24 protein-coding genes and 3 pseudogenes are annotated in these 25,359 nt (G+C 62.5%); 15 read left to right on the top strand and 12 right to left on the bottom strand.

The annotated features are described in order from the left end of the window. Positions 1-22 precede the first annotated feature (22 nt). Together AC1RQK_RS08740 and AC1RQK_RS08735 are read left to right on the top strand one after the other, a co-directional pair. Positions 23-262 (top strand): annotated as a pseudogene (locus tag AC1RQK_RS08740) (type IV toxin-antitoxin system AbiEi family antitoxin domain-containing protein); the annotation flags it as partial. Beyond that, positions 220-657, top strand: a complete 438-nt coding sequence (locus AC1RQK_RS08735; RefSeq protein ID WP_492372464.1) for an SDR family NAD(P)-dependent oxidoreductase — start codon at positions 220-222, stop codon at positions 655-657. The pseudogene AC1RQK_RS08740 and the gene AC1RQK_RS08735, both read left to right, overlap by 43 nt. Positions 658-1,236: 579 nt before the next feature. Here the strand turns inward: AC1RQK_RS08735 and AC1RQK_RS08730 are convergent. Then, positions 1,237-2,013, bottom strand: coding sequence for a hypothetical protein (locus AC1RQK_RS08730; RefSeq protein ID WP_492372465.1), 777 nt, complete (start codon positions 2,011-2,013; stop codon positions 1,237-1,239). A gap of 294 nt (positions 2,014-2,307) precedes the next feature. Here AC1RQK_RS08730 and AC1RQK_RS08725 point away from each other — a divergent pair. Together AC1RQK_RS08725 and AC1RQK_RS08720 are read left to right on the top strand one after the other, a co-directional pair. Then, positions 2,308-2,682: pseudogene (locus AC1RQK_RS08725) on the top strand (MFS transporter); the annotation flags it as partial. Positions 2,683-2,711: 29 nt separating this feature from the next. After that, positions 2,712-2,935, top strand: a pseudogene (locus tag AC1RQK_RS08720) (hypothetical protein); the annotation flags it as partial. On the opposite strand, the gene AC1RQK_RS08715 reads toward AC1RQK_RS08720, so the two are convergent. The 6 genes from AC1RQK_RS08715 to AC1RQK_RS08690 form a co-directional block, all read right to left on the bottom strand. After that, positions 2,858-4,315, bottom strand: a complete 1,458-nt coding sequence (locus tag AC1RQK_RS08715) for a sensor domain-containing diguanylate cyclase (protein WP_492808557.1) — start codon at positions 4,313-4,315, stop codon at positions 2,858-2,860. The pseudogene AC1RQK_RS08720 and the gene AC1RQK_RS08715 sit on opposite strands and share 78 nt — an antisense overlap. A gap of 392 nt (positions 4,316-4,707) precedes the next feature. After that, entirely contained in the window at positions 4,708-5,148 is a 441-nt protein-coding gene (locus tag AC1RQK_RS08710; protein ID WP_492372467.1) for a hypothetical protein, read from the bottom strand. Between the two features lie 219 nt (positions 5,149-5,367). Beyond that, positions 5,368-6,726: a sensor domain-containing diguanylate cyclase gene (locus AC1RQK_RS08705; protein WP_492808555.1), complete on the bottom strand. Its 1,359-nt coding sequence runs from the start codon at positions 6,724-6,726 to the stop codon at positions 5,368-5,370. 163 nt (positions 6,727-6,889) lie between these two features. Continuing rightward, positions 6,890-7,906, bottom strand: coding sequence for a TonB-dependent receptor (locus AC1RQK_RS08700; protein WP_492808553.1), 1,017 nt, complete (start codon positions 7,904-7,906; stop codon positions 6,890-6,892). A 167-nt stretch (positions 7,907-8,073) separates the two neighbouring features. Further along, the gene (locus AC1RQK_RS08695; RefSeq protein WP_492808551.1) at positions 8,074-8,496 is read right to left on the bottom strand and encodes a VOC family protein; all 423 of its coding nucleotides are present in this window, start codon (positions 8,494-8,496) and stop codon (positions 8,074-8,076) included. 101 nt (positions 8,497-8,597) lie between these two features. Next, positions 8,598-8,798 (bottom strand): hypothetical protein, encoded by a 201-nt coding sequence (locus AC1RQK_RS08690; protein WP_492372471.1) that lies wholly within the window; start codon positions 8,796-8,798, stop codon positions 8,598-8,600. A 740-nt stretch (positions 8,799-9,538) separates the two neighbouring features. On the opposite strand from AC1RQK_RS08690, the gene AC1RQK_RS08685 reads away from it, so the two are divergent. Continuing rightward, positions 9,539-9,940 (top strand): BON domain-containing protein, encoded by a 402-nt coding sequence (locus AC1RQK_RS08685; protein WP_492808549.1) that lies wholly within the window; start codon positions 9,539-9,541, stop codon positions 9,938-9,940. Between the two features lie 132 nt (positions 9,941-10,072). Here the strand turns inward: AC1RQK_RS08685 and AC1RQK_RS08680 are convergent, their stop codons facing one another. Beyond that, positions 10,073-10,282, bottom strand: coding sequence for a DUF2188 domain-containing protein (locus tag AC1RQK_RS08680; protein ID WP_492372473.1), 210 nt, complete (start codon positions 10,280-10,282; stop codon positions 10,073-10,075). A gap of 391 nt (positions 10,283-10,673) precedes the next feature. Between AC1RQK_RS08680 and AC1RQK_RS08675 the strand changes: the two genes are divergently transcribed. The 3 genes from AC1RQK_RS08675 (at position 10,674) to AC1RQK_RS08665 (ending at position 12,877) form a co-directional block, all read left to right on the top strand. Further along, the gene (locus tag AC1RQK_RS08675; RefSeq protein WP_492808683.1) at positions 10,674-11,219 is read left to right on the top strand and encodes a DUF6496 domain-containing protein; all 546 of its coding nucleotides are present in this window, start codon (positions 10,674-10,676) and stop codon (positions 11,217-11,219) included. A 439-nt stretch (positions 11,220-11,658) separates the two neighbouring features. Then, on the top strand, positions 11,659-12,105 hold the full coding sequence (locus AC1RQK_RS08670) for a BON domain-containing protein (RefSeq protein WP_492808546.1): 447 nt from the start codon (positions 11,659-11,661) through the stop codon (positions 12,103-12,105). A 313-nt stretch (positions 12,106-12,418) separates the two neighbouring features. Then, positions 12,419-12,877, top strand: coding sequence for a hypothetical protein (locus AC1RQK_RS08665; protein ID WP_492372475.1), 459 nt, complete (start codon positions 12,419-12,421; stop codon positions 12,875-12,877). A gap of 58 nt (positions 12,878-12,935) precedes the next feature. On the opposite strand, the gene AC1RQK_RS08660 is transcribed toward AC1RQK_RS08665, so the two are convergent. Together AC1RQK_RS08660 and AC1RQK_RS08655 are read right to left on the bottom strand one after the other, a co-directional pair. Continuing rightward, positions 12,936-13,457: a hypothetical protein gene (locus tag AC1RQK_RS08660; protein WP_492372476.1), complete on the bottom strand. Its 522-nt coding sequence runs from the start codon at positions 13,455-13,457 to the stop codon at positions 12,936-12,938. 656 nt (positions 13,458-14,113) lie between these two features. Further along, complete coding sequence (locus tag AC1RQK_RS08655; RefSeq protein ID WP_492372477.1) at positions 14,114-15,049, bottom strand: LysR family transcriptional regulator; 936 nt, start codon at positions 15,047-15,049, stop codon at positions 14,114-14,116. A 157-nt stretch (positions 15,050-15,206) separates the two neighbouring features. Between AC1RQK_RS08655 and AC1RQK_RS08650 the strand changes: the two genes are divergently transcribed. The 4 genes from AC1RQK_RS08650 to AC1RQK_RS08635 all read left to right on the top strand — a co-directional run bounded on the left by AC1RQK_RS08650 (position 15,207) and on the right by AC1RQK_RS08635 (position 18,588). Further along, on the top strand, positions 15,207-15,950 hold the full coding sequence (locus AC1RQK_RS08650; protein ID WP_492372478.1) for an SDR family NAD(P)-dependent oxidoreductase: 744 nt from the start codon (positions 15,207-15,209) through the stop codon (positions 15,948-15,950). An 89-nt stretch (positions 15,951-16,039) separates the two neighbouring features. Further along, complete coding sequence (locus tag AC1RQK_RS08645; RefSeq protein ID WP_492808544.1) at positions 16,040-16,264, top strand: tautomerase family protein; 225 nt, start codon at positions 16,040-16,042, stop codon at positions 16,262-16,264. Between the two features lie 264 nt (positions 16,265-16,528). After that, on the top strand, positions 16,529-17,272 hold the full coding sequence (locus AC1RQK_RS08640) for a response regulator (RefSeq protein ID WP_492808542.1): 744 nt from the start codon (positions 16,529-16,531) through the stop codon (positions 17,270-17,272). 14 nt (positions 17,273-17,286) lie between these two features. After that, entirely contained in the window at positions 17,287-18,588 is a 1,302-nt protein-coding gene (locus AC1RQK_RS08635; RefSeq protein ID WP_492808681.1) for a sensor histidine kinase, read from the top strand. A 122-nt stretch (positions 18,589-18,710) separates the two neighbouring features. On the opposite strand, the gene AC1RQK_RS08630 is transcribed toward AC1RQK_RS08635, so the two are convergent. Beyond that, positions 18,711-19,760 (bottom strand): alpha/beta fold hydrolase, encoded by a 1,050-nt coding sequence (locus AC1RQK_RS08630; protein WP_492808541.1) that lies wholly within the window; start codon positions 19,758-19,760, stop codon positions 18,711-18,713. A 360-nt stretch (positions 19,761-20,120) separates the two neighbouring features. Here AC1RQK_RS08630 and AC1RQK_RS08625 point away from each other — a divergent pair, with 360 nt between their 5' ends. Further along, the gene (locus AC1RQK_RS08625) at positions 20,121-20,537 is read left to right on the top strand and encodes an organic hydroperoxide resistance protein (RefSeq protein ID WP_492808539.1); all 417 of its coding nucleotides are present in this window, start codon (positions 20,121-20,123) and stop codon (positions 20,535-20,537) included. Between the two features lie 151 nt (positions 20,538-20,688). Here AC1RQK_RS08625 and AC1RQK_RS08620 read toward each other — a convergent pair whose 3' ends face one another. After that, positions 20,689-23,130, bottom strand: coding sequence for a TonB-dependent receptor (locus tag AC1RQK_RS08620; RefSeq protein ID WP_492808537.1), 2,442 nt, complete (start codon positions 23,128-23,130; stop codon positions 20,689-20,691). Between the two features lie 167 nt (positions 23,131-23,297). On the opposite strand from AC1RQK_RS08620, the gene AC1RQK_RS08615 reads away from it, so the two are divergent. Beyond that, entirely contained in the window at positions 23,298-24,722 is a 1,425-nt protein-coding gene (locus tag AC1RQK_RS08615) for a histidine kinase (RefSeq protein WP_492808535.1), read from the top strand. Continuing rightward, positions 24,719-25,342 carry a response regulator gene (locus AC1RQK_RS08610; protein ID WP_492808533.1) on the top strand — a complete coding sequence of 208 codons (624 nt, stop codon included), beginning with the start codon at positions 24,719-24,721 and terminating at the stop codon, positions 25,340-25,342. Before AC1RQK_RS08615 ends, AC1RQK_RS08610 begins: the two co-directional genes overlap by 4 nt. The last annotated feature ends 17 nt before the right edge of the window (positions 25,343-25,359 follow it).

The raw sequence follows: 25,359 nt of genomic DNA, 5'->3' as shown, positions 1-25,359 counted from the left end.
GCAGGGTGGTGTTGAGGAAGCCGAGGCCGATGCCTTGATGCAGGCGATGACCACGCTGCATCCGTAACGGGCCGGCATGCTGCTGCGCCATTGCCGCAGTATCAAGGCCAAGCGTTTGTTCCTGGCCTTGGCCGAACGCCATCGGCATGTGTGGCTGTCGCATGTGCCGCTCCAAGGTGTCGATCTGGGCCGGTGCAAGCGCGCGCTGGTGCCCGACGGATGCCTGCAACCGAGACGAATCTGCTCGGGCCGATACGCATGACCTCGGCGCTAATCGAGCACCTGAAGACGCGAGAGGGTGCCGTCGTGGCCAATGTCACCTCGGTACTTGGCTTTGTGCCCATGGCCATCACGGCCGTGTACAGCGCGACCAAGGCGGCCTTGCATTCATACACGCTCTCCCAACGTTACCTGCTTCGGGACAGCAAGGTCTCGGTCATCGAGATCGCGCCACCCTGGGTCCGTACCGAGCTGATGAACAGCAGCGAGGAGGAGCGCGCGATGCCTCTCGAAGCATTCATCGCGGGCGCGATCGAACAACTGGGCACAGAAGCCAACGAAATACTGGTGGGCTCCGCCGTGAGCATGCGCGCCAATCCGGGACCAAACGAACACGCCTGGGTCAACGAGTTTAACGATACGATGGCTGCCGGTTGAGCATGGGATTACCTGGAAGGAGCCAGGCAATCCCCGGATAACCCTACCTGATGCACCCAAAGGGCAACTGCGTATGAGCACGGCGATTACGTTGCTGATCATGCGCCCCGAAATACTCACGTTGCGGACGGGCCGCAGCCGCGCCGGAGGATCTGGCAGCGTCTTAGCTGTGCGCGCCGTCGGTGAACGGATCGTGCCGATCCGTGATTTTTGCGCCGTCGGAATGAACGTGGAACTTGCCTGCTTTCGCGCCATCCGTGTAAGGATCGCGCGGCCCGGCGATATGGGTGTTGCCGTCAGCGGTCGAGGGGATGCCGGACGACTAGGCTAGGGCGGCGAGCGAAGCAGGTGCCTTGACTACGCGCGCAGGTCCCATACGGCCTCTCGAAAGAAGATGCGGTTGGCGGGGGCAGTTGAACGGTTTTTTTGCGATGTACCAATCCGGATCGGGTGGGGTCAAGAAGTGCGACCAGTTCACGTTTCGGAACGCCGTTGGCGTCACTATCATCGGTCTTCTTTTACTACCTATAGGTGAACTAATGCCCACGGAAGAAAATTCAAGGGTGGACATAGTGCCTATCATTCGACCGTATGCGCGTTTTCTTCAGGGCTGTGAATCAAGCGTTGAGCGATGTTTCGCGCGATCTTTCGACGTTCAAGTCGATTGCGCAGCTGGCCGGCCACAAAGGCGCTGATGATCAGCAGCAAGTAGAGGATTAGGAGATTGTGACGCCACGCATCGAGAGCGAGCTGGTGCGCAGCCAGTTTCGGATCGGGCGCCGGGAGGCTTGCTCGACTCGCCACGACGGCTTGGGTCATCCGGACAAGGCCGGCCGCCGACAGGAGTGGCACGAACACGAGCAGAGCGAGCAGTGCAGGCTTGGCGCGGCGCACTATCGCGTAGTGGCGCAAGCGGATCCACAGCCCCAGGCAACCATGTACCCAGCCCGGCGCAAGCAACGCAACCTGCAGGCCCTGCGTGCCGCTCGTGATCAGCATAATCACGATCCGCTCATAGTTCGGTTCGAAGCCGTAGAGAGAGGCGGCAAGCCGGGTCGCCACCGCATGGCGGATAAGTAATAGAGGGAGGCTGAGTCCCGCCCAGAGGCGGATCCATTCGGTGGGCGGCAGCACCCAGTGATGGCGCCCATAGACTGTGCGCAGCGCCAGTACAAAATGCAGGGAGGCCGAACCGTACAGCAGGATCGTTCCGGGCACGCTATGCCAGAGCCGCAGAGCCAGCGTGAGACCGCGCCCGGCAAGATCCAGCGACCAGATCCCGAGTGCATGATTGGCCAGATGGAGAAAGAGATAGATCAGCAGCACCACACCCGATCCGAGTTGCAAGCGGCGCATGATTGATTGCACTTTCCTTCCCCTTGATGCTCAACATGGAGAGAACTTCTGGCACAGCGGCTGCCGAACGGCTAACCCGGCAGTCGGACGCAGGCCATCTTCTCTAGTATGCAATGCGTAGACGTCCCTCCGTTGCCAGATATTCCCGCTCCCACACTCACTCATCTTCCTGCCGCACACGATTGCCCGTGAAGACGATTGCCATGGGAGGTGCACTGGCCACACGGCCGGCGCTTGCCATGCGGAATCAGCACGGGATCCATTTCAGGTCGCGGTTCCGGGAATAAAAATGGCATGCCGGCGGTCTCGTTCGGCGCGGCGCGCTTCCTGGCCGGGCTTGGCATCGGCGGCGTCATGCCAAACGTGATCGCGCAGATGACCGAGTACGCACCGCAGCGCGTGCGCAGCACGATGGTGGCGTTGATGTTCAGCGGCTACTCGATCGGGAGCATGCTCGCCGCCCTGCTAGGCAAGGGTCTGTTCGAGACCTACGGATGGCAATCCGTATTCATCGCCGCGGGACTCCCCGTGTTGCTGATCCCGCTGATCCTCAAGTCGATGCCAGAATCGGTGGCATTCCTGATCCGGCGCTGCCGCAGTGACGAGTTGAAGCGGCTGACCGGGCAGATCGCCGAGGTAGGGCAGCGCCATCATGATGCAGATGGCGCAGCCGCCTCCATCCCTACGAGCGGCCCATGCTCATCGGCCAGGTGCAGTCGCTGGCTCCGCGGGTGCAAATAGCCAGGAGGGCATGCAGGCGCAGGCCGGCGGCGCCGAACAGAACAACCAGGCGCTGATGCGGTTGTCCGAGGCCGCCCGGCGGACCGCGTGGTTTCCCGTGGCCCTAGTGCTCCGGGATCTCGCGGTGGGCTTGAATCTCCGGCCGCGTTTCTGCGACAGCTACCCGGTTGCGTCCGGATGATTTTGCCTTGTATAGCGCCTCGTCACTTGCATTGAAGAAAAACCGCAGACTAGGGAAACGTGCACGGCCGTCCGCACAAGCCACGCCCATACTGACCGTGAGTATCCGGTTAGCGCTTCCCGCATTCGGGATAACCAGATCCTGGACGGCCGACCGGATCTTCTCGGCAACCGCAATAGCTCCGTCCAAACCCGTGTTGGGTAGCAGCACAGCAAACTCCTCGCCACCGTAGCGGGCCGCATAATCGCCCGGCCTGCGGATGTTGCTGGCAATGCATCGGGCGACCGCAGCCAGCGCATCATCTCCGCCCGCGTGCCCGTAACGGTCATTGAAATTCTTGAAATGATCCACGTCGATCATCAGCAACGACAAGGGCTGCTGGCTGCGCCATGCCCGGCGCCATTCGATGTCCGCGGCCTCGTCCAGGGCACGCCGGCTTCCGATGCCTGTCAGCCCGTCCGTGTTGACCATCAGCCGAAGGTGCTCTTCCATCGCTTGCCTGCGCTTGAACTGCCGGGAAATCAGGATGGAGAGGATAAGGATCGCGATGTCTAGCGTAAGAATCAGTCCGCCGAGCAGCCATGCCCTTTTTCGCCATTCCGCGTAAATATCGTCGGTCGACAGGCCAATAACAACCACGAGGGGGAAACCGGCAACGTGGCGGAAATCGTATAACCGTTCGTTACCGTCCAGCGCGGCAATGCCGACAAATGATCCTTCCTGTGCCTGCGCAACCGGCGCGAAGGATGCGCTGGCGGCAATGCTACGGCCGATGGTGGCAGGGTCATACGGACGGCGCATCAACACGATGCCATCGTCACGCAGCAATGTGATGGTGCCCCCAGGGCCGAGCTTCGTCCCCTCGAAGAGCCTCTTGAAATAGTTGAGGCGCAGCGTGCCGACGACGATGCCGGCAAAGCTACCGTCCGCATGTGACAACCGCCGGCTCAAACCGATCGATTGGGCTTGCTCCGTCAAGCGAGGCTGGAACGGCTGGCTGATAAACAACCCAGCCGTTGCCGAATCGTGATGCACTTTGAAGTAGTCGCGGTCAGCGACATTGACGGGGCGGGGAGGGGTGGAGCGTGAATCGAGAACGAGATTGCCTTGCTCGTCCGTCACCAACAGGGAGCCCATGTCGGTTGCGTTCGTCGAGCGGTCAAACAGCACCAATTGGCGGATGGCGGGATTCAGCCGGAGAATTTCCGGATCCTTGACGCCGTCGATCACGGAGTGCATCGACAGCTCAAAGATCTCCAGATTGCGGGCAATATCTCGCTCAAGGATGAGTGAGAGGTTGGAGGATGCTTCTTGCGCGCGCGCAAATGCGTCCTGGCGCATCTCAACGAGCGCCCCGGCTCCAATGGTGGCGATGGCCATAGCAAGGCCAACGCTGGCTGTCATGAAAAGGTTGGGGTACTTTAAAATCACTTATCTGTCGTAGGCCAAGGCCATCGGGATGATTCTTGGGCCGTTACACAGCCACGCACGCGAGTGCAAATTGTACGCTAGCCGAAAAGGAGGGCGCGCCGGAAGGTCCGCCAAGCACGCGAGGCGCTGACTCGATAACTGGGACCTGAAGCTCGTGGTAATGAGGGGAACCAAGCCTGAGACAGACGCCGCTGCGCTCCCCGGGGTCGACCAAAGAAACTGCACGCTCGAGTTGCCAGGTCAGGCCTCAACGATCGAGTATTTATCCCGATTTTTGCCAAGCCATACGGGAGCCCGACCACGGCCAGGCATCAGACAAGCGTGACCGGCTAGAAACCCCGTTAAATATTCCGCATGGTGCTGATCCTACATACCGATACTATGCCAGCATTCTCTAGCTGCAGTTCTCGCCGAAGCTTCTCGCACTCGTGCTGGCTAGTAAAGGAAAAATATTCACGCGCTGCCGGGTCATTCGACTCTGCCTTCGCGACGGTCAGATGCCAGAGGTCGCCAATGGAACCTGGTTGTTCATCGTCAGAGGTACCCGCGTGAATATCGACAGAGTTTCGGTCATTGATAACGACCACGACAACAATCGCGATGCTCGCGGCAACCCACTGTGCAATGCGTCGCAATCTGAAAGAGATCCTTGTCATGCCGGCATGCAAGATGATGTTGGCGTTGTTGTGATCCTCATATGGTAGCGTTTTATCGTCGGCAAACAATCCCCCCGACCGGGGAGGCTGGTGACAGGAGGAGATAGGTTTGCCGAGGCTTTCCACATGCGATCGGCAAGACACCGGATATGGTTGTGCAGATGGCGTGCTATCCGGTCTCTAGCCAAAGATCGACGCCTGGCGCAGGCGCGTCGTTACTATTGTGCTCTTTGACGGTCGCGATCTTGAATCCACTGCCGCGCGTGGCGCGTATTTAGAGGCTGCGCCTAAACGCATTCACCCATCAATGTGAAGCGACCAATGCGACAGGGCACGCAGGAACATTCATTCAGTCTTCGCGAGATAAACACGATTTCGCCCAGCGCCTTTCGCTCTGTACAGCGCAGCATCGGCCGCCTCGACAAGCTCGTCGGGGAAGCGTTCTTGCCGAAGGGTTGCGCAGCCGGCGCTGACTGTGACATAGCCAACCGGAGTCGGAGCGTCGAGCTTTAACTGCGTCACCATCTGGAGCGCTTGCGCCGCGACCTCGGAAGCGCCACGACGGTCTGTATCCGGGAGAACTATCACAAATTCCTCTCCGCCGTAACGGCAGACTAGGTCCGCCGGCCGGCGAACGACCCCAGCAAGAGCAGTCGCCACTGCGACAAGGCAAGCATCCCCTTTTAGGTGGCCCAAGGTGTCGTTGTAGAGCTTGAAATGATCGACATCGATCATGATTAGCGATAGTGGCAAGTTCTTGCGCTTCGCACGGTCGAATTCCTTGCTGAAGTGCTCATTGAAATAGCTCCGGTTATAGATCCCCGTCAACCCGTCATGGACAGATGTTTGCAGCAGGCTGGCATGGGCCGCAAATAGACGCTGGTACAGAACGGTGACCTCCCACACTAGAACGCACACGAGTACACCCGGGGCAAACATGCTGAAAATCCTGGCGAGATACCAGCCCACGCTGAACCTGGCGGCACTCAGCAGGTTCAAGCTGGTATCGATGAGGCAAGCGAGCAAGGCAATCGATAGCCATATGTCAAGTACGGCCCGCAGGCGACCGCTCAGCAACACGATAGCAATGGCAACGACATTGAGCGACCATATCGCCAGCGCGGTTGCATTTTTCTCGTAGGCCCCGGCGTCTCCCGCTGCGTTCAGGGCGGATGGCAGATCACCGTATAGAGCCAGCCCACACAACACCACACCAATTGCGACGGGCCCACCGACTAGCCCCCATGCCCATAGGCTGACATTCTTGGGGCGGATCAGCTCTTTCATGGATAAACTGCGCACCGCCACTGCGAGAATCACAAAAAACGGAAAGCCGCCATGCCAGAAGACCCACATCCACGCGGCGCTATTCGGACCGGCGCCAAAGAGGCCCCCGGGGGTGAAAACACCGGGAAACGTTAGCAGCTGCAAAGCCACCGCCAATGCGGTAAACGCGTATGCCCCACCTAGTGCTCCAAGGATTGGCTGCCGGGTCACCGTAAATTGCGCGCCGAGCAAAAAACTGGCGATACAGGCGGTGGTGAATACCGTCAGCGCGCACATCGGCATGAAGGTGGGAACCGCGGGTAGCACCTGGGTTGCCCGAGGGACGGCGATCGCGAAGACGCACAGGATAAGTAGCGCAGTGATACCGGCAAGCATTGCTTGTCTGCGCGTGGCCTGCCGTACCAGGAAGCTTTCCATAGTGTTCACCAGTCTTTAGCCGTCTTCCACAGCCCGCATGGTCCCGGCATCGTGAAGTGACATACCGTTGAGGCACAATCAACCTCATACAAGCCCGTCAACGTACAACGATCGTCAGTCTAGTCAGTCTATATCGCCCATCCTTGATTGATCAGCCGGGATCTTAGAACCGATAGCCTAGGCCGAGCACCATCACATCGGAATCGCGGCTATTGGTCGTGACGGTGCGGTGCCAGGAGAAGCGGGTGGTCCAGGACCGGCTGATGCGATAGCTCGCCGACATGGTGAATAGGCCGAGCGTGTGCGTGATGCCGCCGCCCTCGTCCCGGTCCCGCGCCACATAAGGGCCCAGTCCGATCCCCAGCGTCAGACGGTCATTGAAGAACGGCCGCACCAGCCAGGCCTGCGCTGCGACACCTTGCCGGCGTACAACCCGGGCATCGCCCTCGTTCAGATAGGTGGCAGTGAGGTCTACATAGGGCAGGATGCCGCGGCGGTACTCCACCGCGAAAGCGGTGCCGCTGGGTGAATCGAAGTTGTTGATAATGGTGGTGCCGCCGAAGACCGTGAGCTCGTTGCTGGTCGTGTTGAGGGTGTACGAAGGCGGTGGCACCACCGGGCCATCCCTGCTCCCTCGATCGAGCTGATAGCCCACGCCAATCAGGAAGGTGTTGGTGTCGATGCTGCCAAATGCCTGCGCCCGGTTGTATCGGGCCTGGACGATCCAAGGGCCGCCGTTGATATACCAGTTGGCCGCCGCGCTGATCAGGATTCCCCAGCCATGCTGGTCATTGACACCGCCTTCGGCCGTTCTCACCGTGGTATCGAAATAGCGGTAGGGACCGACCCCAAGCGAGAAGGCAAACCGCCGGTCCGTCGACAGCAATCGTCCCCATAACTGCGCGCTATGTCCGTCACGATGATGGTTGGTGACGTGGCCCTCGTTCAGGTACGAGAAGGAGGCGTAGACGTTGTCGGTCAGGTTATGGGCGTACTCGTAAGTGTAGCCGTATGTTTTCTCTCCCAGCGACGGCGTTTGCTGCAGCCCGCCAAGCACGTAAATCTCCTGGGCATGGGCCGCATGGGCGATGCCCACTAGCAAGGCCATGCAAAGTGCAAGATGAAACAGGTGATGCCGGCCGCCCCATCGGCCCACGCCGAACCCGAGGTGATGTCGCATGAACGGTACTCCGTGGTTGGGCATGCCGAGTGGGTCTTGTTGCGGCGCGGCGGACGCTACACGTCCGGAAACGCAATGGGAACGCACCAAAAGCCTGCTGTTCGCTCGAGATGGCATCTCGGGCATGATCGCTCTGGAATGGACTCGGAGAGTGAGGGCGCACGAGTTCACTTGCGCATCGAGGGCGTATGGGTTATGCCCACCAGCAGACCTTCCGGTCCCAGCAGCCGCGTGACGGTCTGACCCCAGGGTTCCGCTCGCGTCGCAACCAGCAGTGTGTAGCCCTGCGACTTCAGTTCCGCTGTGCCATTTTCGATATCCGCCACGTCAAATTCGATCCACGCTTGTGGCACGGGAAGATTGCCAGGCCATTGATCCGTGCCAAAACAGGATTCAGCCGCCTGCGCCAACGGCCACAGGGCAAAATGCTTCACGCCATCTAGCCCTCCCGTATGCAGATAGCCGCTGGCATCTTCCTGGAACGACAGTCCCAATGCCTCTGAATAGAATTTTCGGCTTGCGGCCGGGTCGCGAACGATCGGGCCAAAACCGGCGACGAAAAGCACGTCGATGTTTTTTGGCGTTTTCATTGACATATCTCCTATGTCTTATCTTAGCAACCCGTGGCAAAAGTCCCGCGCTGTCTCAAGCAGCAAGGATTTTTGGCAAAGTCTGGACGATATTATCCGCATTAGGTTTCCGGAGCCGCATCCCATTTTTTCCTCATTTCCTTGCCCCATTTCGTAGGATCTTCGTTATGCATTTTCTCCATCATTTTTTCTACGTCCGGGTGCTTCTCCAGGACGTGTCTCGTCATGACCTTGATCATCTCATCCCAAGAACTGGCCGACAGCTTTTGGTCGCATTTTCCGCCGAGTTCCCTGCACGTCATTGTTCTCGTAGGGTCCGCTCCAAAAGGGAAGAAAGGCAAATATCCCAAGGTTCGATAACCGGCAGAAGTACCCGAAAAATTCCGAATTCACTGTAGTGCATAATAGGACATTCGCAGGGTTGCAGCATTTCTGGTTACCCCGGGGCCGTGGCTAGCCCGGTCGCTTTGCGACGACGGCTATCGGCGAATGCGCCGTACCGCGGCTTGCGGCCGGTGCCGGGCCTTCGCTACGCTAAGAAGACTCAGTCGTGTCGGGCCGGCCACATGTTGCCAAGTGACTCACGGCATACAAAAACATGTCGCACTGATGATCGCCCCGCCGATTTTTGGCCCGGCGCTGGCCCTGCGTTAAGCTGCGCGAGCGACACGGCGTCCACTTGGACAACGAGACGGTGCAGCGGATCATGGTCGACGCACGCTTCGGGGTACTGCACAGGCAGCGCCCGCCCAAGCTTCACCAGCCGCGCAACCGTCGGACGTGTCTCAGCGAACTGATCCAGATCGACGGCAGCGATCACGCCAGGTTAGAGGCTCCAGCCAATACACTTTTTCACGCGTCTTAGAGCCTTCCATTGTGACCGAATCGCAATACCTATTTCCGTGTGTAACGTAGCCACGTCACTGCGGAACTCACTGTTTTTCTGGATGGTCCCTTTTATATAGGAGAAGGAGCAATTGCAGGGGCGCGTTGCCCGGGGGATATGTGTCGCGGCCTGCGCGAATAACAGCAGGAGACAGTGATGAAATCAATTCAAAGGATATGCTTTGCTAGTGTTGCCGGCTTGCTTGCCGCTTCGGCTGCTACTAGTTTGGCGGGTGCCGGAACTCTAGCCGCAACGGATGGCGCTTTGCTCATGAACAGCTCGCCTGGAACGCCGGTGCGCACCGACTCTGACAGCATGGCACCGCCTACCGAGTTAGCGACGAAGCTCAGTGACAACGCGATCACGACGAAAGTCAAAGCCGAGCTCCTTGCCACGAAGGGACTCCGGCCCACCGCGATCCGAGTGAGAACCGAAAACGGTGTTGTGCATCTCGATGGCAAGGTTCGAAACGATTCAGAGAAGCTGACAGCTTTGAACGCCATCCGTGCAGTGGAGGGCGTGCAATCCGTGGTGGACGGCCTGGAGGTCGAGAAATAGCCATCGCAGATATCAGGGCGCACCCTTCACAGGAAAAGCGCCCCGCCGACGCAGGGATGGGACGACGGGGCGAAATCGCTGGCAGGATCATGCGGACCTGCCCACGCGGGGGAGGCTTCTACAGGACATCGCTCACGCCGCCAATTCCAAAGCCGGGCGAGCGAACTGCAACGTACCGTGCGATTCTTCGATGATGAGATTCACGCCGTAGCGTGATGCCAGGGACTGACCAATGTGGATTGCTTCGTCTTTGCCTTCGAATTCCAAGATTGCGGTGGCCGCACCACAGGTTTTCAAGATCCAACCGGCGCGCACGGCACAAACCATAATGTCTCTTCGCATCTGAACTCCTCTGGAGACGGTAACTACAGGGTAGGAAAGGCGGTAAAAACTCGCCATCGGACACCGTCCTACCTAGTTGTCAGCACTCGGCCTGGTCTCTTGCCGGCGGCCCACCATGGCTGAGCGGGAGGCAGCGAGGGGCTCTGTGCCGGGAAGGCAGTGAGATCGGCAAGATTCTCGGAGTGCCCGGCGACCTATGCTGCCAGGGAACACAATTGCTGTGCTGCGGACGCAGTGCTTCCAAGCGGTCCCACGGATGCGAGCCTGGAACGGCAATTGCGTCGAGCATTCTTAGCCCGCTGGCAGATGGCGGGCTCCGATATCGGCGCCGCGGACGTCGCATCTGCCATGACCCGTTGCCGGATGACCGCAGACAGTCATGGAGACGACCATGCCCAGAGCATCAAGCATAGCCAAGGCCAGAGCAGACCAGCGAGCGGGCAAGGCACCGACCACGCAGGCAGGCCATTTCGTTCACGATGCGATCGAAGCAGTGCGCCGGGGTAAGCACGGCGTGCGCTCGGCAAAGCAGGCCATAGCGATCGGGTTGTCGGAGGCACGCCGCGCTGGCATTGAGGTGCCGCCGAAGAAGGGCGCTACAAGGACGCAGACCAAGCCCGCAGGCACCAGTTCAGCGCCCAAATCCGCCGGCAAGGGTGGCAACGGCAAGGTGACGCCGCGACGGGCCAGCACAGAAAGCAAGGCCACGCGCGCGCGCGCTGCCATCAAGGCGCTCAAGCGCGAGGGCACAGCAGGCGTGTCACGTCAGGCGCTGTCCGCCCAGGCCAAGCGCGCGGCAAGCACCCGCACTGCTGCTGATCGTTCAGCTTCCGCCAAAAAGGCCGCTAGCACCAAGGGGCCGGCTGTACGCTCCGAAGCGGCCCGCAAGGCCGCGCGAACGCGCTTGACAAACAAGGAGGCAAGCCGCTCGCACTAGTCAACACCCTGCTCGCATAGGACTGCGACGGCATCGCCTTCGGCGAATAGCTCCGACATCGCTCCGCCCCTTGACAGCGCATACCGTGGCCCGGACGGCACTCCTATTTAATCCTGCCGGGCGGTTACCGAAACCCGGCCGGGGCGCCACGTAAATGTTGCTCCTCTGGTGCCTGGGATAGCAATCCTGCGGCGTGCAGAGGCGGTGTTGGTTTCGCTTATGTGTTGGCCGAAATTACAAAATCCGGCTCCAAATTACATATAGCGGCGTGGCCCGAGCGTGACAAACGCAGCAGGTCGCCGCGGCTTCCCGCGCCTGTCGGCAGGTACGCTCCTTGCGGTTCATGTTCTTGCGGCTCACGAGAACTGGTGGTTTCGATGCATGCATCTCCCGCGAGTCCTCATGACGAACCGTGTGACCACACCATCAGGAGAGAGCGATGAAGATTCCGGCACTTACCCTGCGTATGACTTGTGTCGCTGCAGCGATGGCGGCAGCTGCTGGCGGCGCGTTCGCGCTCGATACGGGCGGCATCATGCGCGTCGCCACCGACACCACCATGGCTGCGCCACCCAGCCCGGCCCCTGTCATGCCGGGCCAGGCCGAGGGTGACCGCGACCAGCGGCTTGCGGCCGCCACTGAAATGAGCGCAGAGAAGGCCGAGCAATCCGTCAGCGACAGCGCCATTACAACCAAGGTGAAGACTAAGCTGCTTGCCACCAAGGACTTGAAGTCCACGGGCATTCACGTGAAGACCAAAAACGGCACGGTCAACCTGAGCGGCTCGGTGCCGACGAAGGAACAGCACCAGATCGCAATCGATGCTACGCGTAATGTCGAGGGGGTGAGTTCGGTGAACGACGAGCTGAAGGTGTTATCGCGCTAGTCCGCAACCGGCCCGCCCCGGGGAAACTCCCGGGGTGTGGCACCAACATGATCGGGAACCCGCCGCTCGCCATGCCTTCGATTCGGGGAGCGATCGGCGGCGTGCATCGATTTGTCAACGAGTGGATATTCCACTATTTTATAATCTGTCTGTTCGGGTCAGCTTGTCGATTTTTGACAACGAAACACACATGATTAAGTATAATTATTATCTATTGGTTAATGTACTTAATAGAATTAAGTAATTTAAAATAAGGAAGAACAATTCCAATGTAAAGTCGTCAAATTTGTATGGATATAGTTGGAGATACTCCATGCAAGCAATTCGTCATATTCATGTATGGCGCCGCCTGTTCCCTATGGGCAGTCCGACGCTCAAGCAGAACAGCCTCTGCGCGCTTACTGCCGGCGCACTTGTTGCCTTGTTGGCGAGCCCTGGCGCACACGCAACCGATCTTGCGCGCCAGACCATAGGCCCGGTCAGCTACGTTTGCGGAGGTGTTGGTGAGGACGAGCAGCAGGCAATCAAGTCGGAATCGAAGGATTTTGATATGGGACTGTTATTCACTGAGGGCGCGCGCGGTGAGTATCTATCCGATGTGGCAATCACCCTTTCGCGCAACGGAGTCGAGGTTGCATCCTTCCGTTCGAGTGGGCCGCGCTGCCTCATCAAAGCACCAAGGGCGACTTATCAGGTCGTGGCAACCTACAATGGCGTAGAAAAGCACACCCAATTGCGGATGGGTGATCGGAACGTGCATTTGAATTGGTAGCCGGCCGACGTCGCAAGGGCCATGCGGCATTTTCCCAATGCCGCAGATCAGATGCGCGTCACCGGGTGCGCAACAGTAGCGCCACTGGCAGCATCTCCAGCACCTTGGCCAAGGCCAAGCGGCCGGCGCGCGTGTCCAGCGGGCGGCTGGTCAGGACATCCACCCAATGACTGTCGTCCCCGTGTCCGACTCGCAGGACGGTGTCGCGCCATTGTGCTGGCGCGAGAATGGACCGGTCGCTCTCGGCCAACCGGGCGGCCAGTCGGGTGCCGGCCACCAATGCCTGCTCTTGCCCACGACGGCGCATGAATGCAAGCGCGTGCGCGGCGAGCAGGCCGGCCAGCGCGATGGGGTCATAGTCGCCGGCGACAAACAACCCCGCATGTGCCTGCCATGCGGCCAAGCCGCTGCGGATCAACTGCAGCTTGACGCGGCCGTTCTGCCAGTTGGCAAGCCATTCGGGCCACCCAGATGTGTCAACCAGCCGGGCGCGCAGCGACTCGAAATCCACGGGACGGCGGTTGTCGGGATCGACCAGGCTGAGATCCCGGTCCTCGGCGCCCTGGTAGCGGTCGGGCACGCCGGTCCGCGCGCAGCGTCTCCTTCTCTGCGAGGATCTTCTCGACCACCAGCCACGGGCGCGCGATGGCGCGCCGCCGTGGTCGATCGGGCGCGAGCGCGGTGAGGTGGGCGCCCGGTTGCTGGCAGTAGGCCGCCGGATCGGCCAGGCCGTCCTCTGTTCCTAGACGATATTCTGACGGGCGAGTGGGCGTGGCCCGCACAGGCCACGCGTCAACACATTTTGGCGACCGTGTCCAGATAGTCTCGCCCCTCGTTCGTGAGGCGAACTTGTCCCAGGTCTTGCGCGGCTCGATGTCGTTTTACAAGCCGCTGTCGCTCAAGAGTCTTGAGGTCAGCGGGGTCTAAATCAAGATTCTCGTTTGCACTCTTGAGTATCATCAAGGCGGCGATTTCATGTGGGCTGAGCATCTTCGTCTCCGGCGAAGGGGATGGGCTGCTTGCTTTACAGCCAGCGGCTGCGTCATGGAAATGCCAACACACTTTCCATCGAGACGCACAAGCTCGCAACGCTGGATACATTTCCTTACGCCCCTGTGGGGGGGCTGGGATCGTTGGGCGCGAGGATTGTGGCGTTTGGGTGATTCGCTGCGGAATGTGAGCAAAAAGGCGCGACCGATGCACCGAAAATCATGCTCAATACGGCTGCCAACGTCATCAAGCCCCGTGTTGATCAGCCGTCGGCGGACGCGCCTGTTCCATCATGAAATCGACGAACGCACGCACGCGCGATGGCAGCAAACGGCCGTGCGGATACATCAGGCTGACGGGGCGCATGCGCCCGGCAAAAGCTTGCAGTACCTCGACCAGATCGCCTTGCGCCAGGTCCCGCTCGACGACGAATTGGTAGGTCTGGAACAGCCCCGCGCCCGCCTTGGCCAGCGTCACGCCGGCCAGCACGTCTTCCGCGCACATGTAGTTGCCCGTCGAGAAGATCTCCTTCTCGTGCTCACCTTCCTTGAACAGCCAGGAGATCTGCCGCCCGCTGCTCGGTAGATCGAACTGGATGCACTCGTGCTGGTCCAGGTCCGACAGCATTCTAGGTACCCCGGCGCGCTTCAGATAGGCGGGGCTCGCGACCACCACCAGTGCCGCGTCTTCAAGGTGCCGGGAGACCATCATCGAGTCCGGCTGCGCACGCAAGCGGATCGCCACGTCGAAGTTCTCCTCATGGAAATCGACGTTGCGGTTGCTGATGTGGGCTTCCACCTTGATCAGCGGGTACCTGGCGCGAAACGCGGGCAGGAGCGGCAACAGCCGATGGTGCCCATAGGTGGTCGGCGCGCTGATGCGGATCGTGCCCGAGGGCTGCACCTGCTCGCCGGTGACCTTGCGCTCGGCTTCGACCAGCTGATTGAGCGCGGCGCGGCATTGCTCGAAGTATTCCTTGCCACCTTCGGTCAGCCGGATGCTGCGCGTGGAGCGCACGAACAGGCGCACGCCCAGGCGCTTTTCCAGGCGCGAGATCGAGCGGCTGACGGCGGCAGGCGTGACGCCTGCGGTATTGGCAGCCGCCGTGAAGCTGCCGGCCTCGGCGGCCAGGCAAAAGAGCTCGATGCTGCCGAGCAGGATGTCGTCGAATTGCCGATGCATATTCTTTACGTCATGTAATAGGACAAGTGTAGCAAACCCCGTTTATTGCGCTCAACAGCAGCAATATAGTCCCTCCACACCGGTGACGGCTCTGGAGTCCGGCACCGGACCCTGAACCTGAATCTGAACCTGAATCTGGATCCATCGGAGGACCATCATGAGCAACACCGACAACACCGACAACACCGTCATCATCACCGGCGCCACCAGCGGCATCGGCCTGGGCTTGGCCGAAGCCTTCCTCAAGGCGGGCTACAACGTCGTCGGCACCGGCCGTTCCACCGAGCGCCTGCAAGCCACCGCTGAACGGCTGAATGCCGGCGAGCGCTTCCTGGGTGTCGCGGGCGACGTCGGCAAGCCCGAATCGGCGCGCCAGGTCTTCGCGCAGGCCATTGCCAAGTACGGCAAGGTCGACGTGCTGGTGAACAACGCGGGCATCTTCACGGCCAAGCCCTTCGTGCAGTTCACGCCGGACGAAGTGGAGGAGCAGATCTCCACCAACCTGAAGGGCGTGCTGTATCCGTCCCAGGAAGCGGCCAGGCACATGAGCGAACGCAAGCGCGGCAAGATCATCAACATCACCGCGTCTCTGGCGCTTCAGCCGCACGGCGGCGTGCCAGCGCTGCTGGCCGTGGCCCTCAAGGGCGGCATCAACCAGGCCACGCGCGCGCTTGCGCTGGAACTGGCGCCCCACGGCGTGACGGTCAACGCGGTCGCCCCGGGCGTCGTGGACACCCCGATGCATGCCGCCGAAACCCATGCCGCACTCGGCAGCCTGCACCCGCTGGGCCGCATCGCCAACATCGCCGAGATCAGCGACGCCGTGCTCTACCTGGCCAAGGCCGACTTTGTCTCCGGCACCGTGCTGCCGGTGGACGGCGGCTTCAGCGCAGGCCGCTGAAGCCGGCAGCCGCGGCCGGACCTGTGTCCTGCCGCGGCCCGGAATCCATCGCGCTCATCTCGAAACGTCAATCCATGCAGGAGGCCGCCATGCCTTTCGTCAGCATTCGCATTACCCGCGAGGGAACCACCGCCGAGCAGAAAGCCCAGGTCATCAAGGAAGTGACCGAGACCCTGGAGCGCGTGCTGCACAAACCGCCCGAATGGACGCACATCGCGATCGAGGAGGTGGATACCGACAACTGGGGTTTCGGGGGCCGCACGACCACCGAGATTCGCAAGCAGTCGAACCCCGCTTCAGTCCCCGGTGCGTAGGACAGCGGATAAGCCGCCTTGGGCAGAGAGATCGGGGCTTGGGAATCCATCACGCGCTCAACCGGGTCCGGGAGGTGCGGCTGGGCAAGCCCTCCATCAAGCACCGCGGACATCGCCTGGATGTGTGGCAAACAAGCGGGTATGTACCTCTGTGTGCCAGTGCGGCGGCCGGATACATGGCGATACACGCGGGGCCGAAGGCCGCCATACAATGGCGACGAAACCGACTGGCCGAACACGCCCAATCCTGCCGAGGTGAACCCGATGGAAGCGCACATCGACCATATCTTGATCGTCGATGACGACCGGGAAATCCGTGAACTCGTCTCGGCCTATCTCACCAAGAACGGCTTGCGCGTGACGGTGGCGCCGGATGGCCGCCACATGCGGTCGTTCCTGGAGGCCAATACCGTCGACCTGATCGTGCTCGATCTGATGCTGCCTGGCGATGACGGCCTGGTGCTGTGCCGCGAATTGCGATCCGGAAAGCACAAGGCCACGCCCGTGCTGATGCTGACCGCGCGCGACGATGAAACGGATCGCATCATCGGCCTCGAAATGGGCGCGGATGATTACCTCGCCAAGCCCTTTGCCGCGCGCGAGCTGCTGGCGCGCATCAAGGCCGTGCTACGCCGCACCAGGATGCTGCCGCCCAATCTGCAGATTACCGAAGCAGGGCAGGTGCTCGCGTTTGGTCACTGGCAACTGGATACCACCGCGCGCCACCTGATCGACAGCGACGGCACCATCGTCACGCTGAGCGGCGCGGAGTACCGGCTGCTGCGCGTGTTCGTCGACCATCCGCAGCGCGTGCTCAACCGCGACCAGCTCCTCAACCTCACGCAGGGCCGCGAGGCGGACATGTTCGAGCGCTCCATCGACCTGCTGGTCAGCCGCCTGCGCCAGCGCCTGAGAGACGACGCACGCGAACCCAGCTATATCAAGACCGTGCGCAGCGAGGGCTACGTTCTTGCGATGCCGGTGCAGATCAAGGAGGCCCGCCAATGAGCACAACGAGCACAATGCGCACGCGCCTTTGGCCCTGGCCGCGCTCGCTGGGTTCGCGCCTGTTCCTGATCTTGCTTGCCGGGCTGGTGGTCGCGCATGGTTTGTCCTTTGGCGTGCTGTTCTCCGAGCGATACATGACAGCGCGCGAAGTCATGCTCGGCACGCTGGAAACCGATGTGGCCACCTCGATTGCCATCCTCGACCGCGTTCCCGCCGCCGAGCGTGCGCAATGGTTGCCGCGCGTGAATCGCGGCAACTATCAATACATATTGGGGCCGGGCTCACCTGGCGTGCCCGAGATGACGCAACGCGGCAAGGATATTGCCGAGCGGATCACCCAAGCCAGCGATGGCCGCTTTCCCGTCACGGTGGAGTCGATCCCGGGCGACGGCAAGCAGCTGCAGGCGCACCTGACGCTGAGCGACGCCAGCCCCCTGACCATCGACGTGCATCCGCGCATGATCCCGATCGCGCAGTGGCTGCCTTATGTGCTGGTGATCCAGCTGTTGTTGCTGGTTGTGTGCTGCTGGTTCGCCGTACGCGTGTCGATCCGGCCGCTGGTGGCACTGGCCGATGCAGCCGATACGCTCAATCCCAACATGAAGACGCCGCCGCTGGCTGAAACAGGCCCCACCGAGCTGACGCAAGCCGCGCGGGCGTTCAATGCCATGCGCGAGCGCATCGCCCAGTTCATCGAGGAGCGCGTGCAGATCCTGGCGGCCATCTCACACGATCTGCAGACGCCGATCACGCGCATGAAACTGCGCGCCGAGCTGGCAGAGGACTCCGAGGGCAAGCGCAAGATGGTGCAGGACCTGGCCGAGATAGAAAGGCTCGTGCAGGAAGGGCTGGCGTACGCACGCGCCACGCATGGCGATGGCGAGAAGCCATCGCGAATCGACCTCGGATCGTTCATCGAGAGCCTGGCCTACGACTATCAGGACACCGGTAAGGCAGTGACCATCCAGCAGAACGTCGGCGGCGCCATCGTGACGCGCCCCCATGCGCTGCGCCGGATCCTGACCAACCTGATCGACAACGCGATCAAGTTCGGCGGCGCGGCGGAGCTGCGCGTGGATCACGAGCACGACACCGTGATCATCGAGGTGCTCGATCGCGGCACGGGCATCCCGGAAGACAAGCTCGAAGCCGTGCTGCAGCCATTCGTCAGGCTGGAATGCTCGCGCAGCCGCGAGACCGGCGGCTCGGGCCTGGGCCTTGCGATTGCCCATCAGCTTGCGGCGGCCATCGGTGGCTCGCTCAAGCTATGCAACCGTGAAGGGGGCGGGCTGGCAGCGATCGTCAGGCTAGGCTGATCAAAGGGGAGGGTGCAGGCCTGCTCGGTGGCTCGGCGGGGCCCCGGTTTCCATGTGTCGCTGTCCAGCTCTAAGCAGCCTGGCCACGCTCGCGGCAACGTGCCTGACCAGGCAACCTGCCGTCAGAGCTGGTCTGCGTCGATCACGGCGCTGACAAAGTCCTGCGGCGCTTCCTGCGGCAAGTTGTGGCCAATACCGCCTGTGATGAGCCGATGCTGATACTTGCCTGAGAACTTGCTGGCGTAGGCACTCGGTTCCGGGTGCGGCGCGCCATTGGCGTCACCTTCCATCGTGATGGTTGGCACACCGATGCTCGGAAACGCAGCAAGCCGCCGTTCCAGATCGGCGTATCGGGATTCGCCCTCGGCAAGGCCGAGCCGCCAGCGGTAGTTGTGGATCACGATGCTCACGTGGTCCGGGTTGTCGAAAGCTACGGCGCTGCGATCGAACGTGCGGTCGTCGAAGTTCCATGTCGGCGAGGCGAGTTGCCAGATCAGTTTCGTGAACGCGTGCCGGTGCTGCTCATAGCCGACCCGCCCGCGCTCGGTGGCGAAATAGAACTGATACCACCATTGGAGCTCGGCCTGCGGCGCAAGCGGCTTTCGGTTGCCCTCGACACTCCCGATCAGGTAACCGCTGACGGAAACCAGCGCCTTGCAGCGCTCCGGCCACAGTGCCGCGATGATGCACGCCGTCCGCGCGCCCCAATCGTAGCCGGCGAGGATCGCCTTGCTGATGCCCAGCGCGTCCATCAGGGCGAGGGTGTCGAGCGCGAGCGCCACCTGCTCGCCATTGCGAAACGTCGCATCGGAAATGAAGCGTGTGCTGCCATAGCCGCGTGCGTACGGCACGATCACGCGGTACCCCGCCGCCGCCAGCGCCGGCGCGACGTCGACAAAGCTGTGAATGTCATACGGCCAGCCATGCAGGAGGATGACGGCAGGCCCATCGGCAGGACCTTCCTCGGCGTAGCCGATATCGAGTTCGCCGGCCGTCACCTGCTTGATCGTCGTGAATCGGGTATGCGTACCCGGCCGTGCGGTCGGCAGGCGTGCTGCCGTCTTGCTGGATTGCGCGTGCGCCAGGTCAGATAAGCCAAATGGCGCGGCGGCCAGCGTGAGCGCGGCCGAGCCAAACAGGCGGCGCCGTTTTTGATTGATCGGTTCGGACATGGTTCTCTCCATTGGGAATGCTGCCGATGGGAAGCATCGGCGACCGACGTATCGCGCCTGTTTCCCGAACCCTCTGATTTGAAACGTTGCGTATGCGGCAGGCCGCCGGATACAGAGCGATACAAAGCCACATCACGCATCGCGGTCCCGTGTCGCGTTTGCGCTACCTGGCGCAGGATTTTTGTATGCGTCCGTATCACGTTGCAATCGGGATACATAGCCAGACAGAACCGGCCGCGACGTGCTACGTGCCTGATACGTCGACCGCCTTTAATACGTTCCGTGGCCCGATGCCGAGCACATGCGAAGCGATCTCAGGCCGCGCAATGTCCAGCGCAAACCCGTCTCAAGGAACACATCATGACCCGCATCGAGAACGTCCTGTACACCGGCAAAGTCCGCGTCACCGGCGGCCGCGATGGCCAAGCCCATAGCGACGATGGCCGGCTGAATCTGACGCTGTCCTCACCGGGCAGCAGCGGCGCCGGCACAAACCCTGAGCAGCTGTTCGCCGCAGGGTGGTCGGCTTGCTTTATCGGGGCAATGGGCCGCGCCGCCAGCCAGATGAAGATCAAGCTGCCAGCGGACCTTGCACTGGATACCGAGGTGGACCTCGGCACCACCGATGGCGCCTTTTTCCTGCAGGCCCGCCTGAACGTCAGCCTGCCGGGTCTCGACCAGGAGGTGGCGCAGGCGGTGGTTGAAGCGGCGCATCAGATCTGTCCGTATTCGAAAGCCACGCGCGGCAACGTCCAGGTTGAACTGCATCTGGTCTGACCCGCGCCGTGATCCGCCCGATGCCGCCGGGCGGGCGTCACGGCCAGCCTCCATGTGGTCGAAGTCTGCGCGCAGACGCCCCGGCTAACCGCCAATGGCCTGAAGCCGGCATCGCCCATTGACCGTAGCCAGGTGCGCTCCCATCGTCGGATTACATGCGGTAGACCACGCCGACCCAGGCGCTGCGCGGCGCGCCGGGCGCGACGAACAGTGCGCTGGCGTTGTCTTGCGGCGTCACGTGCGGACGCAGCAAGTTGCCGTTGGGAAACAGATCGTTAGAGATCTGGCCATAGGTCTCGTAACGGCGGTCGAACAGGTTGGCCACGCGCGCATAGATCTCGAAATGCTTGTTGACGCGGTAGGACGCCCGCAGGTTCACCGTGGCGTATCCGGGCGTGCTCCAGTCCGCGTACTTGGGCGCCTTGCCGGGCTGCGGGTCGGCGCGCAGGCCGTCTTCGTTGCCGCTGGTCACGCTGCTTGACACGCCAACCAGGTCGACGCCCAAGGTCAGTTCGGGCAGTGCCTGCCAGTCTGCGCCCAGCTTGATGGTGTGGCGCGGCAGGCCGGCCATGCGCATGCCCGGCTTGACGTCGATGGTCCGTTCGCCCACCGCGAGCTGCCCGGTGGCCTGGTAGGTGGCTTCGAGATAGCTGTAGCCGAGGCGCAGCGTGACATTGCCAAAACGCTGCCGGGCGGACAGGTCGAAGCCCTGGTTGCGGGTCCGGTCGAAGTTGGCGAAGTAGCCCTGCTGCGTGTTGGGGGCGCGCAAGAAGAGGATGTCATCGTGGTTATCAATGCGGTAGAACGAGCCGGATACTTCCGTGTCCTTCGAGGGCCGCCAGCGCGCGCCCACCTCATAGGAGTGCGAGACGACCTGCTTGAGGTAAGGGTCGGCCTGCAGGCCGGCGGGCAGGCGGCAGGGCTGGGCGGGATCGGCGCAACCCAGCTCCAGCACCGTCGGCACGCGGTTGTTCTGGGCATAGCCGCCAAATAGCGAGACCCCGGCGCCCAGCTTCTGCGTCATGCCAAGCGCGGGGTTGAGCCGGCGGTAGGTGAAGCTCTCGCTCGGCTGCTCGCTGCCGTCGCTGTTGCGCAGCGTATTGTTCACGGCCACGTGGTTCCAGCGGGCCGAACCCGTCACGAAGGTGCTGGGCGTCACGGCCCAGGTGTCCGACAGGTACACGCCAATCGCGCGCGAGGTGCCGCTGACGCCGGAGAACAGTTCGTTCGGTGCATTCGGGTCCGCGATCACGCCGCGGTCGTCGGTAAAGGTGCCTAGCTGCTCATACTGCGAGTAAGTCAGGCGGCTGCGGTCGAACGTCAGCCCGGCGTTGAGCAGGTGCTTTTCCGTCTCCTTGGCGAAGCTGAACGCCATGCCGACGGACTGCTGCCACATGTGCGTGGTGTTCAGTACCGCCGGATCCAGCGCCGCGCCTTCGCTCCGGGTGTAGCCGCAGCGGGACTTGCGCGGGCTGCCGTCGGCCTTGAAGCCATCTTCGCAGTCTTCCGTGTAAGCGTCGTAATCCGGGTTCACGTCCCCGTTGGTGGTATCGCGGCGGCTGGTGCGCACATAGGCGAGCACGGCGGCGCTGGTCTTGTCGTCGAACCAGTGGCGGCCGTTGAAGGCGGCCTGGGTGACCATGTTTTCGGTTTTGTCGGGATAGGTATAGACGGCGCCGCGATTGCTCTCGTAGAGCCCGGGCAGCATGGCATTGCCGCTCGCGCGGTAGCTGGGCACCAGGCCGTTGCCGATCAGGGTGCTGCGCCCGTGCAGCACGGAGACGTCCCAGCTGTTGGTCTCGCCCTCAAACCCGGCCTTGAGGAACAGGTTGCCGAGCCGGCCTTCGGAATGATCGCGCCAGCCGTGTTCCTGGAACAGGGTGCCGGCGGCGAAGGCGTGCCAGCCGCTGTCGCTGCGGATGCCGCCCGACAGGTCGGCGCGCTTGCGGTTGCCGCTGCCATAGGAGAGATCGGCGGTGAAACCGGGGGAAGTGAGGCCAGAGCGGGTGGTCATGGCCAGCGCGCCGCCGAGCGTGTTGAGGCCGTAGGCGGGGTTGGCGCTGGAGACCAGCGAGACGCTTTCCAGGGCGGCTTCGGGAATCATGTCCCAGCTCACCACATCGCCGAAGGGCTCGTTGACGCGGATCCCGTCCAGGTAGATAGACAGCCCTTGCGGCACACCCGGGATCGACGAGGCGCGAAAGCCGCGGTAGGTGACATCGGTCTGGAAGGGGCTGCCCTGGATGTCGTTGACGTTGACGCCGGTGAAGTTGCGCGCCAGGTATTCGGCGAGGGTGCCGGTGCGCGTGCCGTTCAGGTCGTCGCCACCGACCGTCTGCACCGTGTACGGCACCAGGTCGCGGTCCACGCCAATGCCCGGCAGCGGTGCGGTGGCTACCACCATGACTTCGGGCAGCGTGGCACTGTCCCCGGATTGCACACCACTGTCCTGTTGTGCAACAGCGGGCAGGGCGGCCAGCAATGCCACGGCCAGTGCGATGGCAGTGGCCGCGCCGCGCCGTGGCGCGCCGCGGCGCAGGGTCGCGCGTCCCGGCGGGGTCCTGCGCCTGGGTGGGGGTAGGTTGGCTGGCATCTTGCATCTCCTCGGAATGATTGGCCGGGGCACCTGCGTTGGGTGCCGGCTTGGGGGAAACAACTTGAGGGACGGGGAGCAGGTTCCGTACCTCGGGCTTCGGGAAAACCTCCCGATCCGCAGGCCATCCCTACCGTCCACTGCAACCTCCCGGGGGCGTCATTGCCATGACGATGTCTCGCTATCTGTTAAGCCGCGCCATCTGGATCTGCGCGGCCTGCCTGTGCTGCGCGCTGGTGGTGGCGCTATGGCTCGCGGTGCGCGCCATCGACGACGAGCGGCGTGGCGCGCACGCCATGGCGAAGCTGATTCCGCGCCTGTCGGCCTTGCAGACGGCGGCGCCGGCCGAACGCGAGGCGCATCTTGCCGCCCTGCGCACCATCAACGCATCGGCGCAAATGCGCCATTTGTGGCTGCATCTGGAGGATGCAACGGGCCAGGTGCTGGTGAGCGCGCCGCAGCCACGGGATAGCTCCCCCTTGGGCGGCCTGCTTGCGCTTCCGGGTTTGGGTGCCGATGCGGCGCGGCTGGAAAGCAGCTGGCAGATCCACACCCGCGACGGCGCCACCTACCGCGCCGCCTTGCGCTGGAATCCGCAGAGCGAAATCCGGGAAGCCAGCGGCGACATGGCCGCCAACCTCGCCGTGCTGGCGGTCTATGGCGCGCTGCTACTGCTTGGCATCCACTGGGCCCTGGGACGGGCCCTCGCGCCCCTGCAACAGATCCTGGCGGCTATCCGGGGCTACGAAGACAAGGACTACAGTGCCCGCCTGCCGCCCATGCGCACGCGCGAGATGGACCAGCTCCGCCGCGCGCTCAACCACTTGGCCGGCACGCTGGACGAAACCCAGGCAGAGCGCCGCGCGTTGAGCCGCAAGCTGCTGACCGCCCAGGAAAGCGAGCGCGCGCGCCTGGCGCGAGAACTGCACGACGAGTTCGGCCAGGTGCTCACTGCGATGCGCGCCGATGCCGCCTACCTGGTGCGCAAGAGCGTCCATGAGCCCGTGCTGCAACTCGTTGCCAACGACCTGGCCGGGCATTGCGCCAGGATCCAGCACGAGGTACGCCATCTGCTGCACCGGCTGCGGCCGCACGGCGTGCAGCCCGACGGCCGGCTGGCTTCGGTGGAGCGTCTGCTGCAGGACCTGGTGCAGGCCTGGCGCGACCAGCCGGGCCAGCAGGTGCAGGTGGACTATGCGGTGGCGCTTGGCGGCGTGGCGCCGGGCCCGGACCTGATCCTGACGCTCTACCGCATGACGCAGGAAGCACTGACCAACGTGATGCGCCATGCCGGCGCACGCCGCGTGGCGATCCGCATTGCCGCCACGGCCGCTGGGCAAGCGGTGCGCTGGAGCGTGGAGGACGACGGCCAGGGCATTGCCGACGTCGCCGCGGCCCTGCAGCGCAGTCATGGCCTGCGGGGCATGCAGGAGCGTGCATGGGCCCATCTCGGCACGCTGCACATCGAACCTGCCTGCGCTGCGGCCCTCGCCACACCCGGCTGCCGCCTGAGTGCGAGCTTTCCGCTGGTGCCGCAGGCCTGCGCCAAGCCGGTTCAACCGGTTCAACCGCATGGGAGCCAGAGCGAATGAAAACGATCGACGTCGTCCTTGCCGATGATCACGCGGTAGTGCGCACCGGATACCGTCGCTTGCTTGAACTCGAGGAAGGGGTGCGCGTCGTGGCCGAGTTCGGCGATAGCGATGCCGCCTACGCCTGGCTGACGCAGCATTCCGCCGACGTGCTGATCCTGGACTTGTCGATGCCCGGGCGCGGCGGCATGGAAGTGCTGCAGCGACTGGGCGCGCGGGTGCCCGCATTGCGGATCCTGGTGTTCAGCATGCACGACAGCGCCGCCATCGTTAGCCAGGCCATGCGGGCCGGCGCCGCCGGCTACCTGACCAAGAGCAGCGCGCCGGAGTCCTTGGTGGATGCGGTGCGCAAGGTGGCCAACGGGCGACGGGCGCTGTCCGACGATGTCGCAGGCCTGGTCGATGCCGGCAGCCAGCTGCCACCCCACCTGGCCTTGTCGCCGCGCGAGTTCGACCTGTTCCGCCTGTTTGCGCGCGGCACGGCGATCGAGGAAGTGGCCGCGCAGCTCTATCTCAGCACCAAGACGGTGGCGAACTACCAGACGCTGATCCGCAAGAAGATGGGCCTGGCCAACCGCGTCGAAATGCATCGCTATGCGGTGGAGCACGGCTTCGGCTGAGCCTCTGTGTCAAAACG

It is taken from the genome of Cupriavidus sp. GW822-FHT02D05 (assembly GCF_058802485.1).
The sequence above is the reverse complement of the archived record's forward strand: the minus strand, read 5'-3'. Positions and strand labels throughout refer to the sequence as shown.